Below are 16781 nucleotides of genomic sequence, written 5' to 3'. Positions count from 1 at the left end.
GCGCCGCCGGCGGCGGCCCTCAGCGGGCTCAGCGGGGGTACACCGTGACCGCCGACGCCGCCGCCGCGCTCGGCGCCACCGGATAGCCCGCGAGCGCCGACGCCCCCGCGTAGGTCACGCCCGCGCGCACGGCGCCCGTGCCGGGATCGACGCGGTAGACCTCTCCGGGGCGGACGGGGACCGTCACCGCCCCCGACGCCGGCACCGTCACATCCGTCGCCGTGCCCGCGCCGGCCGCCGCGGTCAGCACCACGGTCGTCGCCCGCCCGTCGGAGGAGGCGAGCGTCAGCGTGGGCTCCGGCGCGCCGGACCCGCCGGCGGCGACCGCGACGAGCGCGGGAGCCGAGATCTCCTCGGCCGCGACGAACCAGCCGAAGTCGCTCCCGGCGCCGAACCCCGAGGTCGCCCACACCGCGCCGGTGACCGGGGCCGTCGCGCTCACGCGCACGGCGTAGGTGCCGGTGGCGAGGCCGCCGAGGTCGAGCTTCAGCGGCACACCCGCCGTTAACGGCACGGTCTGCGCGGTGCCCACCTGCGTCGCGCCCTGGAAGACGGTCACCGTCGCCTGAGCGTCGCTGCCCGGCGACAGGAGCCGCAGCGCGGTGGGCACGTTGCTCTCGCCCGCGCCGCCCTGGGTCGTGACGACCGGGACGCCCGGGATGACGAGATCGGTGTCCGGCACGGCGGCGGCGCCCACCTGGTCGACGCCGCCGGCGACGAGCACGCGCGTGAGGCTCGCCTGCAGCGCGGCACGGACCGGCGCCTGGGACGAGGTGATCCGCAGGACGGGGTTCTCCTCGCCGATGGCCAGCGAGGCGAGCGGGATGACGCGCTGCGTGCCGGCGGGAACCACGATGCCGTTGCCCGCCACGGGCACGGCGCCGCCGTCGGCGCCGTAGACGGTGACGGTGACCCGCGCCGCGACCGCGCCGGGGTTGGAGAGCACGACGAGATCCGACGCCCCCGTCGCGGCGGAGCCCGCGACGAGCCACGACTCCATCTCCGGGCGGGCGCACGCCGCGGCGGCGAACCCGCTGAGGTCCTCGGCGGCCGCCCGGGCGGCCGAGGCGGCCGCGATGTCGGTCGGCTCCCCGCCCACCGGGGCGGCGCGAAGCGTGGTCGGGCCGGTTCCCCCGGTGACATCGGGGGTGAGCAGCGTCGAGGTCGTCGCCGCGGCCGGCGTGCCCGCGGAGGCGGCGGCGGAGGTGACGGCGGCGGGCGCGGCATCCGTGAGCTGGGAGGCGATCGACGCGTCGCGCCCCGTGGCGAGGATCGGTCCCACGCACGTCGCGACGGAGGCGGATGCGGGGGTGTGCGCCGTGACCGTGACGGCCTCGCGCGCGAGGGTCGGCAGCGGCGTGACGACGAGGGCGACGGCCGCGGCGATCGCGACCGCGGCGACGGCGCCGCCGACGGCCAGCCGCACGCCGGCGATGCCGCGCGGACCGCGGGCGTGGGAGACTCCGTCGCTCACGCTGCCCCTCCTCGTTCGAGACCGACGGTGCGCGGGCGACGCCGGTTCAGGCGGAGCGAGCGCCGCGTCGGAAGCGCCAGCAGGAGCGCGACGACGATCACTCCGATCTGGAGGACGGCGACCTCCGCACCGGCGGCGGCGCCGGTCTGCTGCCGATCGACGACCGTGCCGGTGACGCGCCACAGCTTGCCGCGGCCCGTGTCGCCGACGATCTCGAGGTCGTCGCGCTGGTCCAGCGCCGTCTCCGCCCCGATGCGCACGGCCCGTGCGACGTCGCTCTCGCCGTCACCGCCGCCGCTGAGCAGGACGAAGGCCACGCCGTGGGCGGCGAGGTCGGCCACGGCGCTCCCCGAGGGCGCGGCGAGCAGCTCGGCGGTCAGTCGCGCCGCCTCGGCGTCGCCGGCGTCGGGGCCCTGGCGCGCCGAGCGGAGCGTCGTCTGTCCGCCGAGGGCCGAGGTCTCGCCCCACACGACGTCGGTGACGACGGCGCCGTCGGATGCCGGTGTCAACACGAACGTCGCGTTGCCGAGCCCGGCGCGGCCCTCCGCCTCGACGTAGGCGGGCAGCGTGCTGCTCGGCCCGTCGGTGAGGGCGGAGGTCCCCCGGGGAAGCGCGGTGAGGGCGGGCACGGCGCTGACGGCGAGCGCGGCCATGGCCAGGACCGCCAGCGGCATCCGCACCCGGGCGGCGTCGGGGATCGCATCGACGGCGAGCGCCGCAGCACCCAGCAGCGCCAGCCAGTACAGGCTCAACGCCGCCCCGGGCCACACGGCGATGCCCACGGACGCATCCGTGGTGACCTCGATGCCGATGACGGCCATCGCGGTCGCGAGGGCGCTGACGGCCACGACGAGCGCGACGGCCGCCGGCACGACCCGCGACAGGAGCGGTGCGGCGACGGCGAGACCCAGCAGCGGGACGACCAGCAGCAGCGCCCACGGTCCGATCCCGGCGACGAGCTGATCCCAGCCCGCGCCGTCGGTCGTCGGGAATCCGAAGGCGATCGCGATGCGGCGCGCGAGGTCGACCTGCTCGCCGCTCGCGAGGGGGACGCCGGGGTCGGCCAGGAGGGCCCACGGGTCGCCCGTGTCGAGACGATGCCAGACCATCGGCGCCCAGACGGCCACCGCGGGCACGAGGAGCCAGATGACGCGGGCGATGCCGCGGCCTCGTCCGAGGCTCGCCGTGAGCACGATGGCCACGACCCACAGCAGCACGACGGCGGGGGCCAGCGAGGGCGCGCAGGCCAGGACGGCGACCGCGATGACCGACCCCATGCCGGCCGCGCTCCATGAGCGGTGCGCGACGGCGGCGGTCCACAGCAGCCACGGCAGCAGCAGGTGCGCGATCACGACGGTGGGCCGACCGGTGGCGAGCGCCCCCAGCAGGCTCGGCGCCAGCGCGTAGCCGACGGCGACGAGGGCGCGCGCGAGGGGGCGCTCCGTGACGCGGGTCGCCGCGAACCACGCCCCGAGCGCCGACAGCGGCAGCGCCAGCACCCACACGACGACGAGGACGCGCGAGGGCGCCGCAGGCCACAGCGAGCCGAGCACGGCGATGACCGCGCTGAACGGATCCGCCGGACCGCTGGTGTCCCAGCCGAGCGGACGCAGTCCCGACGCGGCATCCGCCCACAGCTGCGCGACCGTCGCCCGCAGCGGGACGAGCGCTCCCCCGCCGAGCACCGGCCACGCCAGCAGCGAGAGGAAGGCGAGCACGGAGACCAGCAGCGCGCCGAGCACGATCCAGGCCCCGCCGCCCGAGAAGAAGCGCAGTTCCCCGCGCGCGGCACCGTCCACCACGTCGTCGTCGAGGCGTTGGCGCAGTTCGGCGCGGGTGATCCGCAGCGGCGCGAGCTGCGCCCACGAGACGCTGCGCCCGGCCCGGATGCCGCGTCGCGCCCGGGCGACCGCACCCGGGCGGGCCATCACCGTGACGGTGGCCCCCCACTCGGGGCCGATGAGCGCGGGGCGTTTGCCCAGCAGCAGCGCCACCGACCGCAGCAGGGCCAGCGGGAGGTACGACAGCCAGTGCAGCGGGACCGCGGCCGCCGGGGCGTAGGCGAGGCGGCGGTGCAGCTGTGCGGTGCGCTGGGCGTAGGCGCGGCGCACGCCCTCCGGCTCGAAGCGGTCGCCGAGCGCCGGCGGGTCGCTGCGGTCGGCGTCGGCGATGGCGACGATCGCCTGCGGTGCGAGCACGACGCGCCCGCCGCGCAGCCGGGCGCGGACGCCGAGGTCGAGGCCCTCGTCCGCGCCGGCGAGCGCGGTGTCGAGTCCGCCCAGCGCCCGCCAGGCGTCGGTGCGCACGAGGATGCCGCGGACATCGGCGCCGAGGACGTCGTCGCCCGCGTCGTGCTGACCCTGGTCGTGGTCGCCGTCGGCGAGCCCGACCGTGCGCCCCCCGTGGGTCAGGGAGACGCCGAGGGAGACGATGCGGTCGTTGTCGTCGGCGCGCACGAGCTTCGGGGCGGCGAAGGCGACCGACGGCGAGGTCTCGAGCGCGCCGAGAAGGCGCATGAGGGCGTCGGGCGCGGGGGTGGTGTCTTGGGCGAGGATCCACACCGCCTCGCCGTCGAGTCGGCGGCTGGCCAGATCGAGGGCGTCGGCGAAGGAGGTGCCGCGATCGGCTGTGATGACCCCTTCGGCGCCCGACTCCCCCGCGATCCGCTGCAGTTCACGGTCGCCGGCGTGCACGCCGCAGAGCACGATCGTGAGCCTGTCCACGGGGCGCGACTGCGCCGCGAGCGCGGACAGGACGCGTTCGAGGCGGATGTCGGTGGCCACGCGCGCATCGGGGCGCACGACCAGCAGTGCGTGAACTCGGGCGGGCATGACGTCGTCAGCCTAGGCGCGGACGGCTCCGGCCCGCGCACGTCGCCCGCGAGTCTCGGGAACTCGTCAGGCGCGGCGCTTGAGCTTGCGGCGCTCGCGCTCGCTCAGCCCGCCCCAGATACCGAAGCGCTCATCGTTCTGCAGGGCGTACTCGAGGCACTCCCCGCGCACGTCGCACGAGGTGCAGATGCGTTTGGCGTCTCGCGTCGAGCCGCCCTTCTCCGGGAAGAACGCCTCGGGATCGGTCTGGGCGCACAGGGCGTCGGCCTGCCAGGCGAGGGCGGTGTCCTCGTCGGTCGCCGCGGCCCGGCGCACGCCCGGCACGCCGAGATTGACCGGGTCGACGAACCAGTTGTCGGGGACGCCGGAGCGGTAACCCGTCATATCGTTCTCCCCACGTTTTCCCGATGCGCCGATGCGCGTGTTGGGAATAATTACACCCTTGTCATTCGCCGTGGTCAAGTCGCAGATCGTAAACCCTCAATGAGGGATTGAACCTTCATCTCGACGCATCGGCGTGTCGCGCGCGATGTCGCGGGCTCACGCCCCGGGCTGAGCGAGGAAGATCTCACCGGATCCGGCGACGGCGATGACCCCTTCGTCGGCGACGTGCACGGCGGCCCCGGGGCGGAGGGCGACCTCATGGCCGGATGCCGAGACGACGACCTCGCCCCGCGTGCACAGTGCGATCGCGGGGCCACGCAGCGTCAGGCGCGCGTCGGCGCCGGGGGCGACGCTCACGCAGGACAGGGCGAAGTCGTCGACCGGTGTGTCGTAGTCGACCACGCCGTCGCCGACGGCGCGGGGGTGCACGACGGGGGCGGGTCCGGGGGTGACGTCCACGACGCGCATCAGTTCGGGCACGTCGACGTGCTTAGGGGTCAGACCGCCGCGCATGACGTTGTCGCTCGCGGCCATCAGCTCGACGCCGAGACCCGACTGGTAGGCGTGCAGGACGCCGGCGGGCGCGAACAGCCCCTCCCCGCGCCGCAGCGTGACGAGGTTCATGAGGAGGGCGACGATCAGACCGGGATCTCCCGGGAAATCCGCGGCGGCCGCACGCAGCACGGCGATCTCGTCGGAGAACTCGGCGCTGTCGGCACGGCCGAGGGCGGCGGTCAGGTCGGCGACGGTCGCAGCATCCGCCTCGTCGAGGGCCCACGCGAGCGTGCCCCGCAGCGCGGACCGGGCGTCGACGCCGGTGTCGGCGTCGCCGAGCCGCTCGCGGATCTCGGCGACGGCGCCGCTCGCGGACGGGGCGTCCAGGGCGTCCAGCAGCCGTCGGGTCTCGGCGAGCGGACGCAGTCCCACGAGGGCGCGGAACCGCTCGCTCAGCGCGACGATGATCTCGGGCTTGTGGTTGTCGTCGCGGTACAGACGCTCCGCTGCGTCGCGCGGGACGCCGGCGCCCTCCTCCCGCTCGAAGCCCTCCCGCGCCTGGTCCCGCGTGGGGTGCGCCTGGATCGACAGCGAGGATGCCGCCGCCAGCAGTTTCAGCAGGAACGGCAGCGGCGGGCGCCCGGCCTCGGCGAGGGCGACGTCGAGCGTGCGTCCGTCCGGCGTCCGCGACGGGCAGCCGGGGTGGTCGCCGTACCAGATCTCGGCCTCCGGAGCCCCCGTCGGCGGACGCCCCTCCAGTCCCGCGATCAGCGTCGTGGAGCCCCAGGAGTAGTCGCGCGGCTCGTTGGAGATCGGCGTCAGCATGCCCCCAGCCTAGAACCGCCGCCGCGATAGCCTGATCACACCATGGCCGTCTTCACCACGCACCCCGTCGCCGCGCCGCCGACCGCGCCGGTGCGCGCGACGACGGCCCATCTGCTGCTGCGGGGCTGGTGCATCTTCGTGATCGCCGCGGCGCTCGCGGGCACGTCGTGGCTGATGCTGCTCGGGGCGCCCGGCGCGGCGGTCGTGGCGATCGCGACCGGAGTGGTCTCCGCGGTGCTGTGGGCCCTGCTCCGCCCGCCCGTGCAGTGGCGCCGGCTCCCGTGGTTCGCGATGGGCTACGTCATCTGGGCGATCGCCTCGCTCCTGTGGAGCGCGCATCCGACCACGACGGCCGTCACGCTGCTGCTCCTGCTGATCACGACGCTGCAGGCGATGTTCGTCGGCGCCGTGCTCACCTGGCGCGAACTCGTCCGCGCGATCGCGTCGGCCCTGAAATGGGTGCTGGGGCTGTCGATCGTGTTCGAGCTCTGGGTCTCGCTCGTGTGGGGCGGCCCGATCCTGCCGCAGTTCGTGCGGCCCGACGGGCCGGTCGCCGATCCGATCGTCTACTGGTCGCGCGACAACCTCTTCGACGGGGGCCGCATCCAGGGCGTCTTCGGCAACGCCAACCCCCTCGCCTACGTCGCCCTGCTCGGCATGATCTTGTTCGCGATCCGTTTCGCCACGCGCGCCCCCCGACGCTCGCTGCTCGTCGCCTGGTTCGCCCTCGCGGCCTACCTGTTCGTGCGCGCGGGATCGGCGACCGCCTGGCTCGCCGCCGGCGCGGTCGTGGTGGTCCTGCTCACCGTGCTCGCGATGCGCACCACCCGCCGCGCCGGCGAGCGCACACGCTACTACCTCGTCTACGCCGTCGTGGCCGTCGGCGGACTGGTCGCGCTCTGGCTCGGCCGCGAACGGGTGTTCTCGGTGCTGGGCCGCTCGTCCGACCTGACCGGCCGGGAGGGCATCTGGTCGATCGTCGGGGCGAAGGCCGTCGAGCGCCCCGTCGTGGGCTGGGGCTTCGCCACGCCCTGGCTGCCCGACGACCCCGCGTTCGACGGATGGATCGTCGACCACGGCCAGACCGTGATGCAGGCCCACAACATGTGGCTCGACGTGTTCTTCCAGCTCGGCGCCGTCGGGCTCGCCCTCATCGCCCTGACCTTCTTCGCCTACGTGTGGCGGTCGTGGTTCTTCGCCGTCGACCGCCCGCGCTGGGATCTCGTCGCCGACCGCCCCTACTCCCCGGTCACCCTCCTGCCGACCCTGGTCGGCGCGGTGCTGCTGGTGCAGGGCCTGGCCGAGTCGGGGCCGCTCCTCGGCTGGGGCTGGCTGTTCGTCGTCATGCTCGCCTTCAAGATCAAACAGGCGCCGCTGCTCGGCCGAGGCGCCTCCGAGGAGCGGCTGGTCGGCGAACAGGGCGAGCCGGAGCGGATGCCGCGATGACGCGCGCCGGGCGCGGCGACGGGTCGCTGCTCGGCGCCGACAGCCCCCTGCAGCGCCTGCTCGCCTCGGCGGATCTGGCGCGGGCGTACACGCTCGCCGCCGTCGCCACCCTGGTCGGTTCGCACCTGATCGCACGGCTCGCCGGCGTCGTCACCCTCCGCAGCATCATCGCCGGGCTGTGCGCCCTCGCGATCGGCATCCTCATCGCCCGTCGCGAGGAGCTGACGCCGCTGCGCCTGGTCCCCCTCACCCTGCTGCTGTGGGTCACCTGGGCGTTCGCGAGCGTCTTCTGGAGCACCGACCCGCTCGGCAGCCTCGCCCGCTGGCTCGCGATGGCGGCGATCGCGCTGATCGCGGTGACGATCGGCCACGTGCGCGACCCGCTCCAGACGGTCCGCGCGCTCGGCGACGTCCTGCGCGTCGCGCTCGGCCTGTCGCTCGGCCTCGAGATCCTCTCGGGGCTCCTGCTCGACATGCCGCTGCGTTTCCTCGGCATCCAGGGAAACATCGCCGCGCTCGGGCCGGTGCAGGGGATCTTCGGCACCCGCAACATGCTCGGCTTCGTGGCGGTCGTCGCGATGGTCACCTTCGCCGTGGAGCTGCGCACGCACTCGGTGCGCACCGGTGTCGGCGTCGGATCGCTCGCCCTCGCCGCCGCGCTCGGCATCCTCTCGGCCTCTCCCACCGTGCTCGTGCTGGCCGTCGCGGTCGGTGCGGCGACCGGGGCGCTCACGCTGGTGCGCACCGTGCCGCCCGCCCGGCGCGCCGCCGTGCAGTGGTCGCTGGCGATCGTCGTCGTCGTGGCCGCGCTCGTCGGATACGCGCAGCGCACCCGCCTGCTCGATGCCCTGGGAGCGACCGACGACCTCGACATGCGCACGCGCCTGTGGTCGCTGGCGGAGTTCTTCGTGCAGCTGCGCCCCGTGCTGGGGTGGGGCTGGTTCGGGCCGTGGGACCGCTCCGGCCAGCCGTTCCTGACCATCAATCAGCTGCTGGCCGAGCACCACTCCAGCGCCCTGAACGCCTACGTCGACGCGCTGGTGCAGCTCGGCTGGGTCGGCGGGCTGCTGCTGTGCCTGCTCGGCGGCGTGGCGCTCGTGAGATCGTGGAGCGTCGCCAGCCGGCGCCGGTCGATCATGCACGCCTGGACGCCGCTGATCGTGGTGACGCTGGCGGTCACGAGCATCTTCGAGTCGGTCGCGCTCGTCGGCTTCGGGTGGATGCTCCTGTGCCTGTGCGCCGTGCGCGCGGGACAGTCGCGGTCGTGGCGCGACCGGCTGCGCGTCGGCGCCGTGCCCACGTCGGGGCTGCCCGAGGCGGGGTAGCTCACCCCGCGTGGTCGGCGTTGTACGCGTCGAGGACGTCGCCGATCGCGGCATCCATCACGAGAACGCCGTTGTCGAGGTAGAGGCCGCGCGTGCAGAACCGACGCAGGTCCCGCTCGTTGTGGCTGACGAAGAAGAGCGTCCGCCCCTCGGCGAGGAGCTCGTCGATGCGGCGGTAGCACTTCTCCCGGAACGCCTTGTCGCCGACGGCGAGCACCTCGTCCACGAGGAGCGTGGGCTCGTCCAGCTGCGACACCACCGAGAACGCCAGCCGCACCTTCATGCCGTTCGAGAGGTGCTTGTAGGGCATGTCGACGAAGTCGCCGATCTCGGCGAAGGCGATGATGTCGTCGAAGCGGCGCGAGGTCTCCGCTTTCGACATGCCGTGCAGCCCGGCCATCAGCCGCACGTTCTCCCGCACGGTGAGATCGCCCACGAAACCGCCGGTGATCTCGATGAGCGGCGCCACTCCCCCCTCGACCCGGACGGACCCCTCGTCGGGGAGCAGGACCCCGGCGACGAGCTTGAGGAGCGTGGACTTGCCCTGACCGTTGCGGCCGACGACACCGATCGCCTCGCCGCGGCGGACGTCGAAGGACACGCCCCGCAGGGCCCAGAACTCGCCCGGCCGGCTGCGCCGCGCCGAGCCCGCGAAGAGGTCCTTCAGGCTGCGGCGACCGCGGCGGTTGCGGCGGAAGCGCACCCCCAGGCCGTCGACGCGGATCGCGATGTCCTCGCCCATCACAGCTCCTTCAGCACGGCGGGCTCCAGGCGCCGGAAGACGACGACGCCGAGGGCGAGGATGCCGAGGCTGACGACGGCCGCGACCAGCACGGCCGTGACGTCCGCCTCGCCGGGGAACAGGCCCACGCGGTACAGGGTGAAGATGCCCGACAGCGGGTTGAGCAGCGCCAGGTCGCGGAAGATCCCGGGAAGGTCGTTCACGCCGTAGATGATCGGCGAGGCGTAGAACAGGGCCCGCAGGATCAGCCGCGTCGTGCGCTCCAGGTCGCCCCAGAGGACGCACAGCGGCGCGACGAGCAGACCGAGCCCGACCAGCAGGATCGCCTGCAGCGCGACGGCCACCGGGAAAAGGAGCAGCCCCCAGCCCACGGTCACCCCCGAGAAGACCGCGAACAGCACGAGCACGGGCAGCGAGAAGACGAACTCGACGCCCTTGCTGAGCACGATGCGGTTGACCCAGATCGAACGCGGGATCGCGGTCGAGCGCACGAGGCGCGCGTCCTTGTTGAAGGCGCGGGTGAGGTCGCCGACCGCCGCGTTGAACCACACCCACGGCAGCAGGCCCGACAGGAGGAACACGATGTAGGGCTGGGCGCCGATGTCTCCGCGTTGGAACACCTGGGTGAACACGAACCAGTAGATCGCGCTCATCACGAGCGGATCCAGCACCGACCACAGGTAGCCGAGGGCACTCGTCGCGTAGCGCACGCGCAGGTCGCGCGCCGACAGCAGCCACAGCGAGTGCAGGTAACGCCGCGGAGAGCCGGCGGCGCCGACGACGGCGGTGGTCACGCGTCCGAGTCTAGGAGGTGAGCGTGCGCACGCGGGTGGGCCTGCGCCGTCCCGCACAGGGGACGCGGGGCGCACCGGGGTAGACTCGTGAGGCCATGGCCTCCATTCCTTCGCGCCACGACGCGGCCCCGAACGACACGTTCACGCCCGCCAGCGCGACGATCGCGATCGTCACCTTCAACCGTTCCGGACTGCTGACGAGGCTGCTCGAGAGCATCACCACGATGGACCCGAAGCCGGGTCATGTCGTCATCGTCGACAACGCGTCGAGCGACGACACCACCGCCGTCGTCGAGTCGTTCCGCGACCGCCTGGGCACCGAGCTCGTGTACCGCCGGCTCGACGAGAACACCGGCGGGTCGGGCGGGTTCAGCGAGGGGATGCGCGTCGCGTACGAGCTCGGATCGACCTGGATCTGGCTCATGGACGACGACGTCGAGGTGCTGCCCGACGGCCTGGCGAGGATGGGGGCGTGGGCGCCGCGCTTCAAGTCGATCCAGGGGCGGCGCTACGACTTCGACGGCAGCGAGTTCTACTGGCAGTACCGCGTGGCGGAGCCGCTGGCCATCCCGATCCCGTTCGCGCCCAGCCGCTTCGACGACTCCGGCTACAAGGAGATGAACTCCGGCTGCTTCGAGGGCATGTTCATCCACCGCGACATCGTCGAGCGGATCGGCCTGCCCGACCCGCGCTTCTTCATCTACTGGGACGACCAGACCTACGGTTGGCTCGCGTCGCGGGTGACGACGTCGGTCATCGTCAACGAGTTCGTGCTCCGCCGCACCCGCGAGATCAAGCAGTGGGACATGGGCATCCGACACATGAACGCGTCGAGCAACGCGTACCGCTACTACATCATGCGCAACCGCGCCATCATCCAGCGCTACTACCGGAGCCTCGGGGTCTACAACCCGGTGCTGTTCGGCGTCGGCACCGCGCTGACGTTCGGCAAGGAGCTGATCCGGCTCCTCTTCGTGGAGCGCACCGTCCGGGGGACCTCGAACCTGTTCCGCGGGCTGCGCGACGGCAGGAAGATCGCGCGGGATGCGGAGTGGAAGCCGATGCCGCCGCTGGTCGCGGCACCCGCGGCATCCTGAACTCCCCTTCATCGCTCGCAACGCTCGGAGACTCTCGTGGCCCACATCCTGCAGAACACCGTCCTCCCGACCGAGCGCGACCCCGATCTGCTTCCGCTCTACGTGGACCCCGAGACCTGGACCTCCATCGACGAGGAGCCCGTGCGGGTGTCCAGCCGTGCCCAGCTCGGCAACATCCTGGGCCGCACGACGGCGCGCATCGTCGCCGGGCGGCGCGTCTCCTTCGGCACCTACTTCAACGCGTTCCCCGCGTCGTACTGGCAGCACTGGACGACGGTGCGCGCCGTGACGCTCACGGTGCGCACCACCGGACCGGCCACGATCCTCGTGTACCGCTCGACCGGCAGCGGTGTGCGCCAGCGGATCGACACGCGCGAAGTGGAGGGCCAGGCCACCACGACGTTCGAGCTCACGCTCAATCAGTACAGCGACGGGGGCTGGATCTGGTTCGACGTCGCCGCGGATGAGAAGTCGGCGACGTTCGAAGGCGCCACGTGGTCGACCGAGACGGAGCCGCGTCGCCAGGGCAAGGCGAGTATCGGCATCACGACCTACAACAAGCCCGATTACTGCATCGGAACCCTGCGCGCGCTGGCGGCGAGTCCCGAGGTCCTTCCCCTGTTGGACCGCGTGTTCGTGATCGATCAAGGCGATCGGCTCGTCTCGGCGGAGCCCGGCTACGACGACGTCGCCCGCACGCTCGGCGACACGCTGCAGATCGTGACGCAGCCGAACCTCGGCGGTTCCGGAGGCTTCGCCCGGGCGATGACGGAGACCCTCCAGCGGCCGGAGAGCGACTTCGTGCAGCTGCTGGACGACGACGTCCGCATCGAGCCGGAGTCGATCCGGCGATCCATCATGTTCGCGCGGTTCGCCACGATTCCGACGATCGTCGGCGCCCACATGTTCGATCTGCTCGACCGCCCCAAACTGCACGCGTGGGCGGAGGTCGTGGACGACATGCCGTTCATGTGGCGCACCCTCAACCAGGAGCGGATGCCCCACGACTTCTCCGTCGCGAATCTCCGCCAGTCGCCGTCGCTGCACTCGCGCCTCGATGCGGACTACAACGGGTGGTGGATGTGTCTGATCCCGACCGACGTCATCCGTGAGGTCGGGCTCGCCCTCCCGGCGTTCATCAAGTGGGACGACGCCGAGTATTCACTGCGCGCGCGCGAGGCCGGTTTCCCCACGGTCTCCGTGCCGGGCGTCGCCCTCTGGCATGTGTCGTGGGTGGGCAAGGACGACTCCATCGACTGGCAGGCGTACTTCCACGCGCGCAACCGCATCGTCGCCGGGCTGCTGCACTCTCGCGCACCGCAGGGGGGCACCCTGATGAAGCACAGCCGCCGGCTGGACCTCAAGCACCTCATGATGATGCAGTACTACCCCGTGGCCCTGCGCCACCGGGCACTGCGTGACGTCCTGTCCGGTCCCGCGCACATGAGGGCCACCCTCGCGACCGCGATGCCGGAAGCCCGCGCACTGTCGTCGGGGTTCCCCGAGACCGTCGTGCACCGGGAGACGGACACGCCCCTGCGGTCGCGGCGCGGGCGGCTGGTGTTCCCGCAGCGCAAGCGCCATCAGATCGACAGCCCCACGGGCCTGCGGCTGCGATGGTTCACGGCATCCACCCTTGCGGCGCACTGGCTCCGTGCACCCCGCCCCGAGAACGTGGCGCAGCCCGAGGTCGAGTTCGGCAAGGACGACGCCCACTGGTGGCGCGTCCCGCTCTTCGACAGCGCCCTGGTCAACGCCGCGGACGGGTCGGGCAAGAACGTCTACACCCGCGATCGTGCGCAGTTCCGTCGGATGCTCATCGACAGCATCCGCCTGCACCGCACGTTGCGTCGGCGATGGGACCGACTGTCCGACGAGTACCGCCGAGCGCTGCCGGAGCTGACCGCGGAGTCGGCCTGGCGCCGGACGTTCGACCTCGACGGCGACGCGGGCCGCTGAGCCCGGGTCGCTCGCTCGGGGCGACAGGCGCCATCGCCGTCAGGCGAGGTGGTTGTTCCAGAGGGAGAGCGCGGCCCCGATCGCCATGTGCATGTCGAGGTACTGGTAAGTGCCGAGTCGCCCGCCGAAATGGACGTCGCGCTCACCCTTCGCGAGTTCGCGATAGGCGAGAAGACCGGCACGATCGTCCGGGGTGTTCACCGGGTAGTACGGCTCGTCGTCGCGCGTCGCGAAGCGGGAGAACTCTCGCATGATGACGGTCTTGTCCGTCGGGTAGCGGTCGGCACGCTCCGGGTGGAAGTGCTTGAACTCATGGATGCGCGTGTAGGGCACGTCCGCATCGGCGTAGTTCATGACGCTCGTGCCCTGGAAGTCGCCGATATCGAGCACTTCCTCCTCGAAGTCGAGCGTCCGCCACGACAGCTCGCCCTCCGCGTAGTCGAAGTACCGATCGACCGGGCCGGTGTAGACGACGGGGACCTGACCGACGGTCGACTTCTTGTTCAACGGCTGCGACTCGTCGAAGTAATCCGTCGACAGCTTCACCTCGATGTTGGGGTGGTCCGCCATCCTCTCGAGCCACGCCGTGTAGCCATCGGTCGGCAGGCCTTCCCAGGTGTCGTTGAAGTAGCGGTTGTCGTAGGTGTATCGCACGGGCAGGCGGCTGATGATCTCTGCCGGCAACTCCTTCGGATCGGTCTGCCACTGCTTGGCGGTGTAGTCCCGGATGAAGGCTTCGTAGAGCGGGCGTCCGATCAGGCCGATGCCGCGCTCCTCGAGGTTCTGGGCGGATTTCGGGTCGAACTCCCCCGCCAGCTCGTGCACGAGCGCACGCGCCTCATCGGGCGTGTAGGCCGCCTGGAAGAACTGGTTGATCGTGCCCAGATTGATCGGGAGGGGGAAGACGACGCCCTTGTGAGTGGTGTACACGCGGTGGACGTAGTCGGTGAACGTCGTGAACCGGTTCACGTACTCCCACACGGTCGCGTTCGAGGTGTGGAACAGGTGCGCGCCGTAGCGGTGCACCTCGATGCCGGTCAGCGCTTCGTCCTCGCTGTAGGCGTTGCCACCGATGTGGTGGCGGCGATCGATCACCACGACCTTGCGGCCCGCGGCCGCGGCCCGCTCGGCGATCGTGAGTCCGAAGAAGCCCGAGCCGACGATGAGAAGATCCATGACATCCAATCCCGAGCGCGATGGCGCTCACTTTCCCAGGGTACCGAGCCGACCGGTGAGGTCAGACGTACCGTCTTGCGTAACGTCGGACGTGCACCGCCCGATAGACGGCGAGCGCCGCGGCGACGATCAGGATGCCGAGGATGGCACCGTAGAGTCCGAGCCAGATCACCAGCGCCGCGATGACGGGGATGCCGACCACCGCGGACGCGATCGACGAGAGCGCCAGCTGGCGAGAGCCTCCGAGCGCGACGAGGCCCGAGAGACCGGCGATCTGAGCCACGCATTCGAAGGCGAAGGCGGCGCCGGCGATGACGGCGACCGTCCACGGCACCACGGCTTCGCCCAGACTCAGCAGCGACGACACCGGGGTCGACAGCACCGCCAGCGCCACACCCCCGAGGAGGCCGACTCCGGTTGCGACCTTCACTCCGGTCACCGCTCGGGCGCCCACGGTCGCTCGCCCGGATTCCGGCACCCACCCCTGGATGGCCTGCAGGATCGGGGCGAGGGCGAGGACTCCGTACTTCATCAGCCGATCGATCATGGCGAAGACCGGAACGGCGGCGGGCGCGAAGGCCTGAACGAGCACCGTCGGCGCAGCCGTCCACATGCTGGCCGAGATCGTGCTCGACACTCCTGCGGACTGGGAGCGCAGGATCTCGCGCCACGGAGTCGGGTGCGCGGCCCGACGCGGGCCGTCCTGGGGACGGGTGACGACGTACACCACGGATGCCGCCACTCCGACGACGGTCAGCGCCGCCGTGCACGCGAGGTACGCGGTCAGCTCTCCGGTGATCGAGACGGCGAACAGGCCGAGCACCTGGCCCACGATGGAGGGCGTCGCGTCGAGGAGGAAGAGCGGGATCGGACGATTCGTGCCCACGAAGTACCAGGCGGCACTCAGTCCGGCGAACGTGTAGGTTCCGGCGGCGAGCACCGCATTGGTCCACGACTGGCCCGTGAGCTGAGCGCAGAGGATCACGGTGGGCAGGAGCACCACCGCGAACAGCGTCCCGCGGACGGAGAGCGACTGCATGAACACCGCTTTGCGCTCCCCGGGTGCGATGGCCGACACCATGCTCGGGCCCGTCGCCCCCCAGCCGAAGGCGACGATCACCGACGCGAACTGGGTGATGGCCTGCATGACGGCGAGATGCCCCCACTGCTCGGCGCCGACCGTGGCGATCAGGATGGGTAGCGAGAAGACCCCGACGAGCGTCGAAGCGACGATCGAGAGGGAGAACAGAGCGCTCCGGCGCAGCAGCTCGTGGCGGAACAGGCGCCTCATGGGCGTCGCCGGCTCCCCCGGATGGCACGCAGCCGCTCCTCGCTGATGCGACCCGTCACGCCGCGCAGCCCGTCCGATAGCCCCGCCACGGCAGCCCGCCACTGCGCGCCGCGATCCGGTGACAGCACGACGCATCCGACGACCATCTCTGCCATCTTGCGGGTGCGGAACAGCATCCAGCGCCGGCGGCGACGACCGAACACGCGGACGAGGATGGTGCTGTTGCGCACCATGTAATAGGTGCGGAACGGAGCGTGGTACAGGACGTGTCGGGGCTTCCCGGCGATCACGAGGTGACGGCCGAAGACCGTCAGGGGCACCAGCTCACCCAGTTCGTGGGCGATCTGCGCACCCGCCGCCACCACGAAGTGCAGGCCGTGCTCTTCGGCCCGGATGGAGAACTCGGAGTCGACCGCGTCGATGAACAGATCGGAGCGGTACGGTCCGACCTCGTCGAGGACCGACATCGGGATCAGCTGGCCGGCCTGGATCGGATCGAAAGCGAACCCGTCACGGAGCAGGACGCGCTGGCCGCCGACGAACTCGGGCACGACGGCCGCGACCTCCACCCCGGACGCCGCTGATGCCGCGAGGATGCGCAGTGCGCCCTCGACGTACCCGTCGGGGGCGGACGAGTCCTGATCGAGGGTGAGCACGTGGGTGGCACCGAGCTCGCGTGCGCGCTGCACCCCCTCGTTCAGAGCGTTGCCGATGCCCGAGTTCTCGGCGATCTCGACGATGTGCAACGAGGGGAGCTCGAGGCCGAGCGCCGCCGTCGAATGGGTCCCGTCATCCACCAGGACGACCGCATCGACCTGCTCCCGGAGGGCGGTCACGCGAGCAGCGAGGGCCGGCGGCGCGTGGAACACGGGGATGACGGCGATGACGAAGTGGGACACAGGACTCCTCGGCCGCTCTCACTGGAAAGGAGCGGGATTTTCA

General features: G+C 71.9%; 13 protein-coding genes. 4 read left to right on the top strand and 9 right to left on the bottom strand.

Annotated elements, in window-relative coordinates; translation table 11 throughout:
* Positions 1–28: 28 nt before the first annotated feature.
* From AC1Q49_RS08175 to manA, 4 genes are all read right to left on the bottom strand, one after another.
* Positions 29–1474 (bottom strand): DUF5719 family protein, encoded by a 1446-nt coding sequence (locus tag AC1Q49_RS08175; protein WP_240191298.1) that lies wholly within the window; start codon positions 1472–1474, stop codon positions 29–31.
* Positions 1471–4305: a glycosyltransferase gene (locus tag AC1Q49_RS08170; RefSeq protein WP_492491522.1), complete on the bottom strand. Its 2835-nt coding sequence runs from the start codon at positions 4303–4305 to the stop codon at positions 1471–1473. The genes AC1Q49_RS08175 and AC1Q49_RS08170 overlap by 4 nt, the downstream gene beginning before the upstream one ends.
* 66 nt (positions 4306–4371) lie before the next feature.
* Entirely contained in the window at positions 4372–4689 is a 318-nt protein-coding gene (locus AC1Q49_RS08165) for a WhiB family transcriptional regulator (protein ID WP_101306705.1), read from the bottom strand.
* Positions 4690–4845: 156 nt separating this feature from the next.
* Complete coding sequence (manA, locus tag AC1Q49_RS08160) at positions 4846–6009, bottom strand: mannose-6-phosphate isomerase, class I (RefSeq protein ID WP_492491520.1); 1164 nt, start codon at positions 6007–6009, stop codon at positions 4846–4848.
* Between the two features lie 42 nt (positions 6010–6051).
* Between manA and AC1Q49_RS08155 the strand changes: the two genes are divergently transcribed.
* Together AC1Q49_RS08155 and AC1Q49_RS08150 are read left to right on the top strand one after the other, a co-directional pair.
* A complete protein-coding gene (locus AC1Q49_RS08155; RefSeq protein ID WP_492491518.1) occupies positions 6052–7455 on the top strand; it encodes an O-antigen ligase family protein in 1404 nt (467 codons plus the stop codon).
* Positions 7452–8780 carry an O-antigen ligase family protein gene (locus tag AC1Q49_RS08150; protein ID WP_492491516.1) on the top strand — a complete coding sequence of 443 codons (1329 nt, stop codon included), beginning with the start codon at positions 7452–7454 and terminating at the stop codon, positions 8778–8780. Before AC1Q49_RS08155 ends, AC1Q49_RS08150 begins: the two co-directional genes overlap by 4 nt.
* Position 8781: 1 nt before the next feature.
* Here AC1Q49_RS08150 and AC1Q49_RS08145 read toward each other — a convergent pair whose 3' ends face one another.
* Together AC1Q49_RS08145 and AC1Q49_RS08140 are read right to left on the bottom strand one after the other, a co-directional pair.
* Complete coding sequence (locus AC1Q49_RS08145; RefSeq protein ID WP_060960931.1) at positions 8782–9522, bottom strand: ABC transporter ATP-binding protein; 741 nt, start codon at positions 9520–9522, stop codon at positions 8782–8784.
* Positions 9522–10316: an ABC transporter permease gene (locus tag AC1Q49_RS08140; RefSeq protein WP_060960932.1), complete on the bottom strand. Its 795-nt coding sequence runs from the start codon at positions 10314–10316 to the stop codon at positions 9522–9524. Before AC1Q49_RS08140 ends, AC1Q49_RS08145 begins: the two co-directional genes overlap by 1 nt.
* A 95-nt stretch (positions 10317–10411) precedes the next feature.
* On the opposite strand from AC1Q49_RS08140, the gene AC1Q49_RS08135 reads away from it, so the two are divergent.
* Together AC1Q49_RS08135 and AC1Q49_RS08130 are read left to right on the top strand one after the other, a co-directional pair.
* Positions 10412–11413, top strand: coding sequence for a glycosyltransferase family 2 protein (locus AC1Q49_RS08135; RefSeq protein ID WP_492491513.1), 1002 nt, complete (start codon positions 10412–10414; stop codon positions 11411–11413).
* Positions 11414–11449: 36 nt separating this feature from the next.
* Positions 11450–13372 carry a glycosyltransferase gene (locus tag AC1Q49_RS08130; protein WP_060960934.1) on the top strand — a complete coding sequence of 641 codons (1923 nt, stop codon included), beginning with the start codon at positions 11450–11452 and terminating at the stop codon, positions 13370–13372.
* 39 nt (positions 13373–13411) lie between these two features.
* Here AC1Q49_RS08130 and glf read toward each other — a convergent pair whose 3' ends face one another.
* From glf to AC1Q49_RS08115, 3 genes are all read right to left on the bottom strand, one after another.
* Complete coding sequence (glf, locus tag AC1Q49_RS08125; protein WP_060960935.1) at positions 13412–14548, bottom strand: UDP-galactopyranose mutase; 1137 nt, start codon at positions 14546–14548, stop codon at positions 13412–13414.
* Positions 14549–14609: 61 nt separating this feature from the next.
* Positions 14610–15839, bottom strand: coding sequence for a lipopolysaccharide biosynthesis protein (locus AC1Q49_RS08120; protein ID WP_101306712.1), 1230 nt, complete (start codon positions 15837–15839; stop codon positions 14610–14612).
* Positions 15836–16738: a glycosyltransferase gene (locus AC1Q49_RS08115; RefSeq protein WP_060960937.1), complete on the bottom strand. Its 903-nt coding sequence runs from the start codon at positions 16736–16738 to the stop codon at positions 15836–15838. Before AC1Q49_RS08115 ends, AC1Q49_RS08120 begins: the two co-directional genes overlap by 4 nt.
* Between the last annotated feature and the right edge of the window lie 43 nt (positions 16739–16781).

The sequence above is a fragment of the Microbacterium sp. MPR-TSA4 genome, from assembly GCF_058792815.1.
This window is presented reverse-complemented; position numbering and strand designations above follow the sequence as displayed.

Excerpts from the sequence above, each read along its gene's own strand:
- AC1Q49_RS08170 (WP_492491522.1), bottom strand. The coding sequence starts at position 4,305 with ATGCCCGCCCGAGTTCACGCACTGCTGGTCGTGCGCCCCGATGCGCGC.
- AC1Q49_RS08165 (WP_101306705.1), bottom strand. The coding sequence starts at position 4,689 with ATGACGGGTTACCGCTCCGGCGTCCCCGACAACTGGTTCGTCGACCCG.
- manA (WP_492491520.1), bottom strand. The coding sequence starts at position 6,009 with ATGCTGACGCCGATCTCCAACGAGCCGCGCGACTACTCCTGGGGCTCC.
- AC1Q49_RS08155 (WP_492491518.1), top strand. The coding sequence starts at position 6,052 with ATGGCCGTCTTCACCACGCACCCCGTCGCCGCGCCGCCGACCGCGCCG.
- AC1Q49_RS08150 (WP_492491516.1), top strand. The coding sequence starts at position 7,452 with ATGACGCGCGCCGGGCGCGGCGACGGGTCGCTGCTCGGCGCCGACAGC.
- AC1Q49_RS08145 (WP_060960931.1), bottom strand. The coding sequence starts at position 9,522 with ATGGGCGAGGACATCGCGATCCGCGTCGACGGCCTGGGGGTGCGCTTC.
- AC1Q49_RS08135 (WP_492491513.1), top strand. The coding sequence starts at position 10,412 with ATGGCCTCCATTCCTTCGCGCCACGACGCGGCCCCGAACGACACGTTC.
- glf (WP_060960935.1), bottom strand. The coding sequence starts at position 14,548 with ATGGATCTTCTCATCGTCGGCTCGGGCTTCTTCGGACTCACGATCGCC.
- AC1Q49_RS08120 (WP_101306712.1), bottom strand. The coding sequence starts at position 15,839 with ATGAGGCGCCTGTTCCGCCACGAGCTGCTGCGCCGGAGCGCTCTGTTC.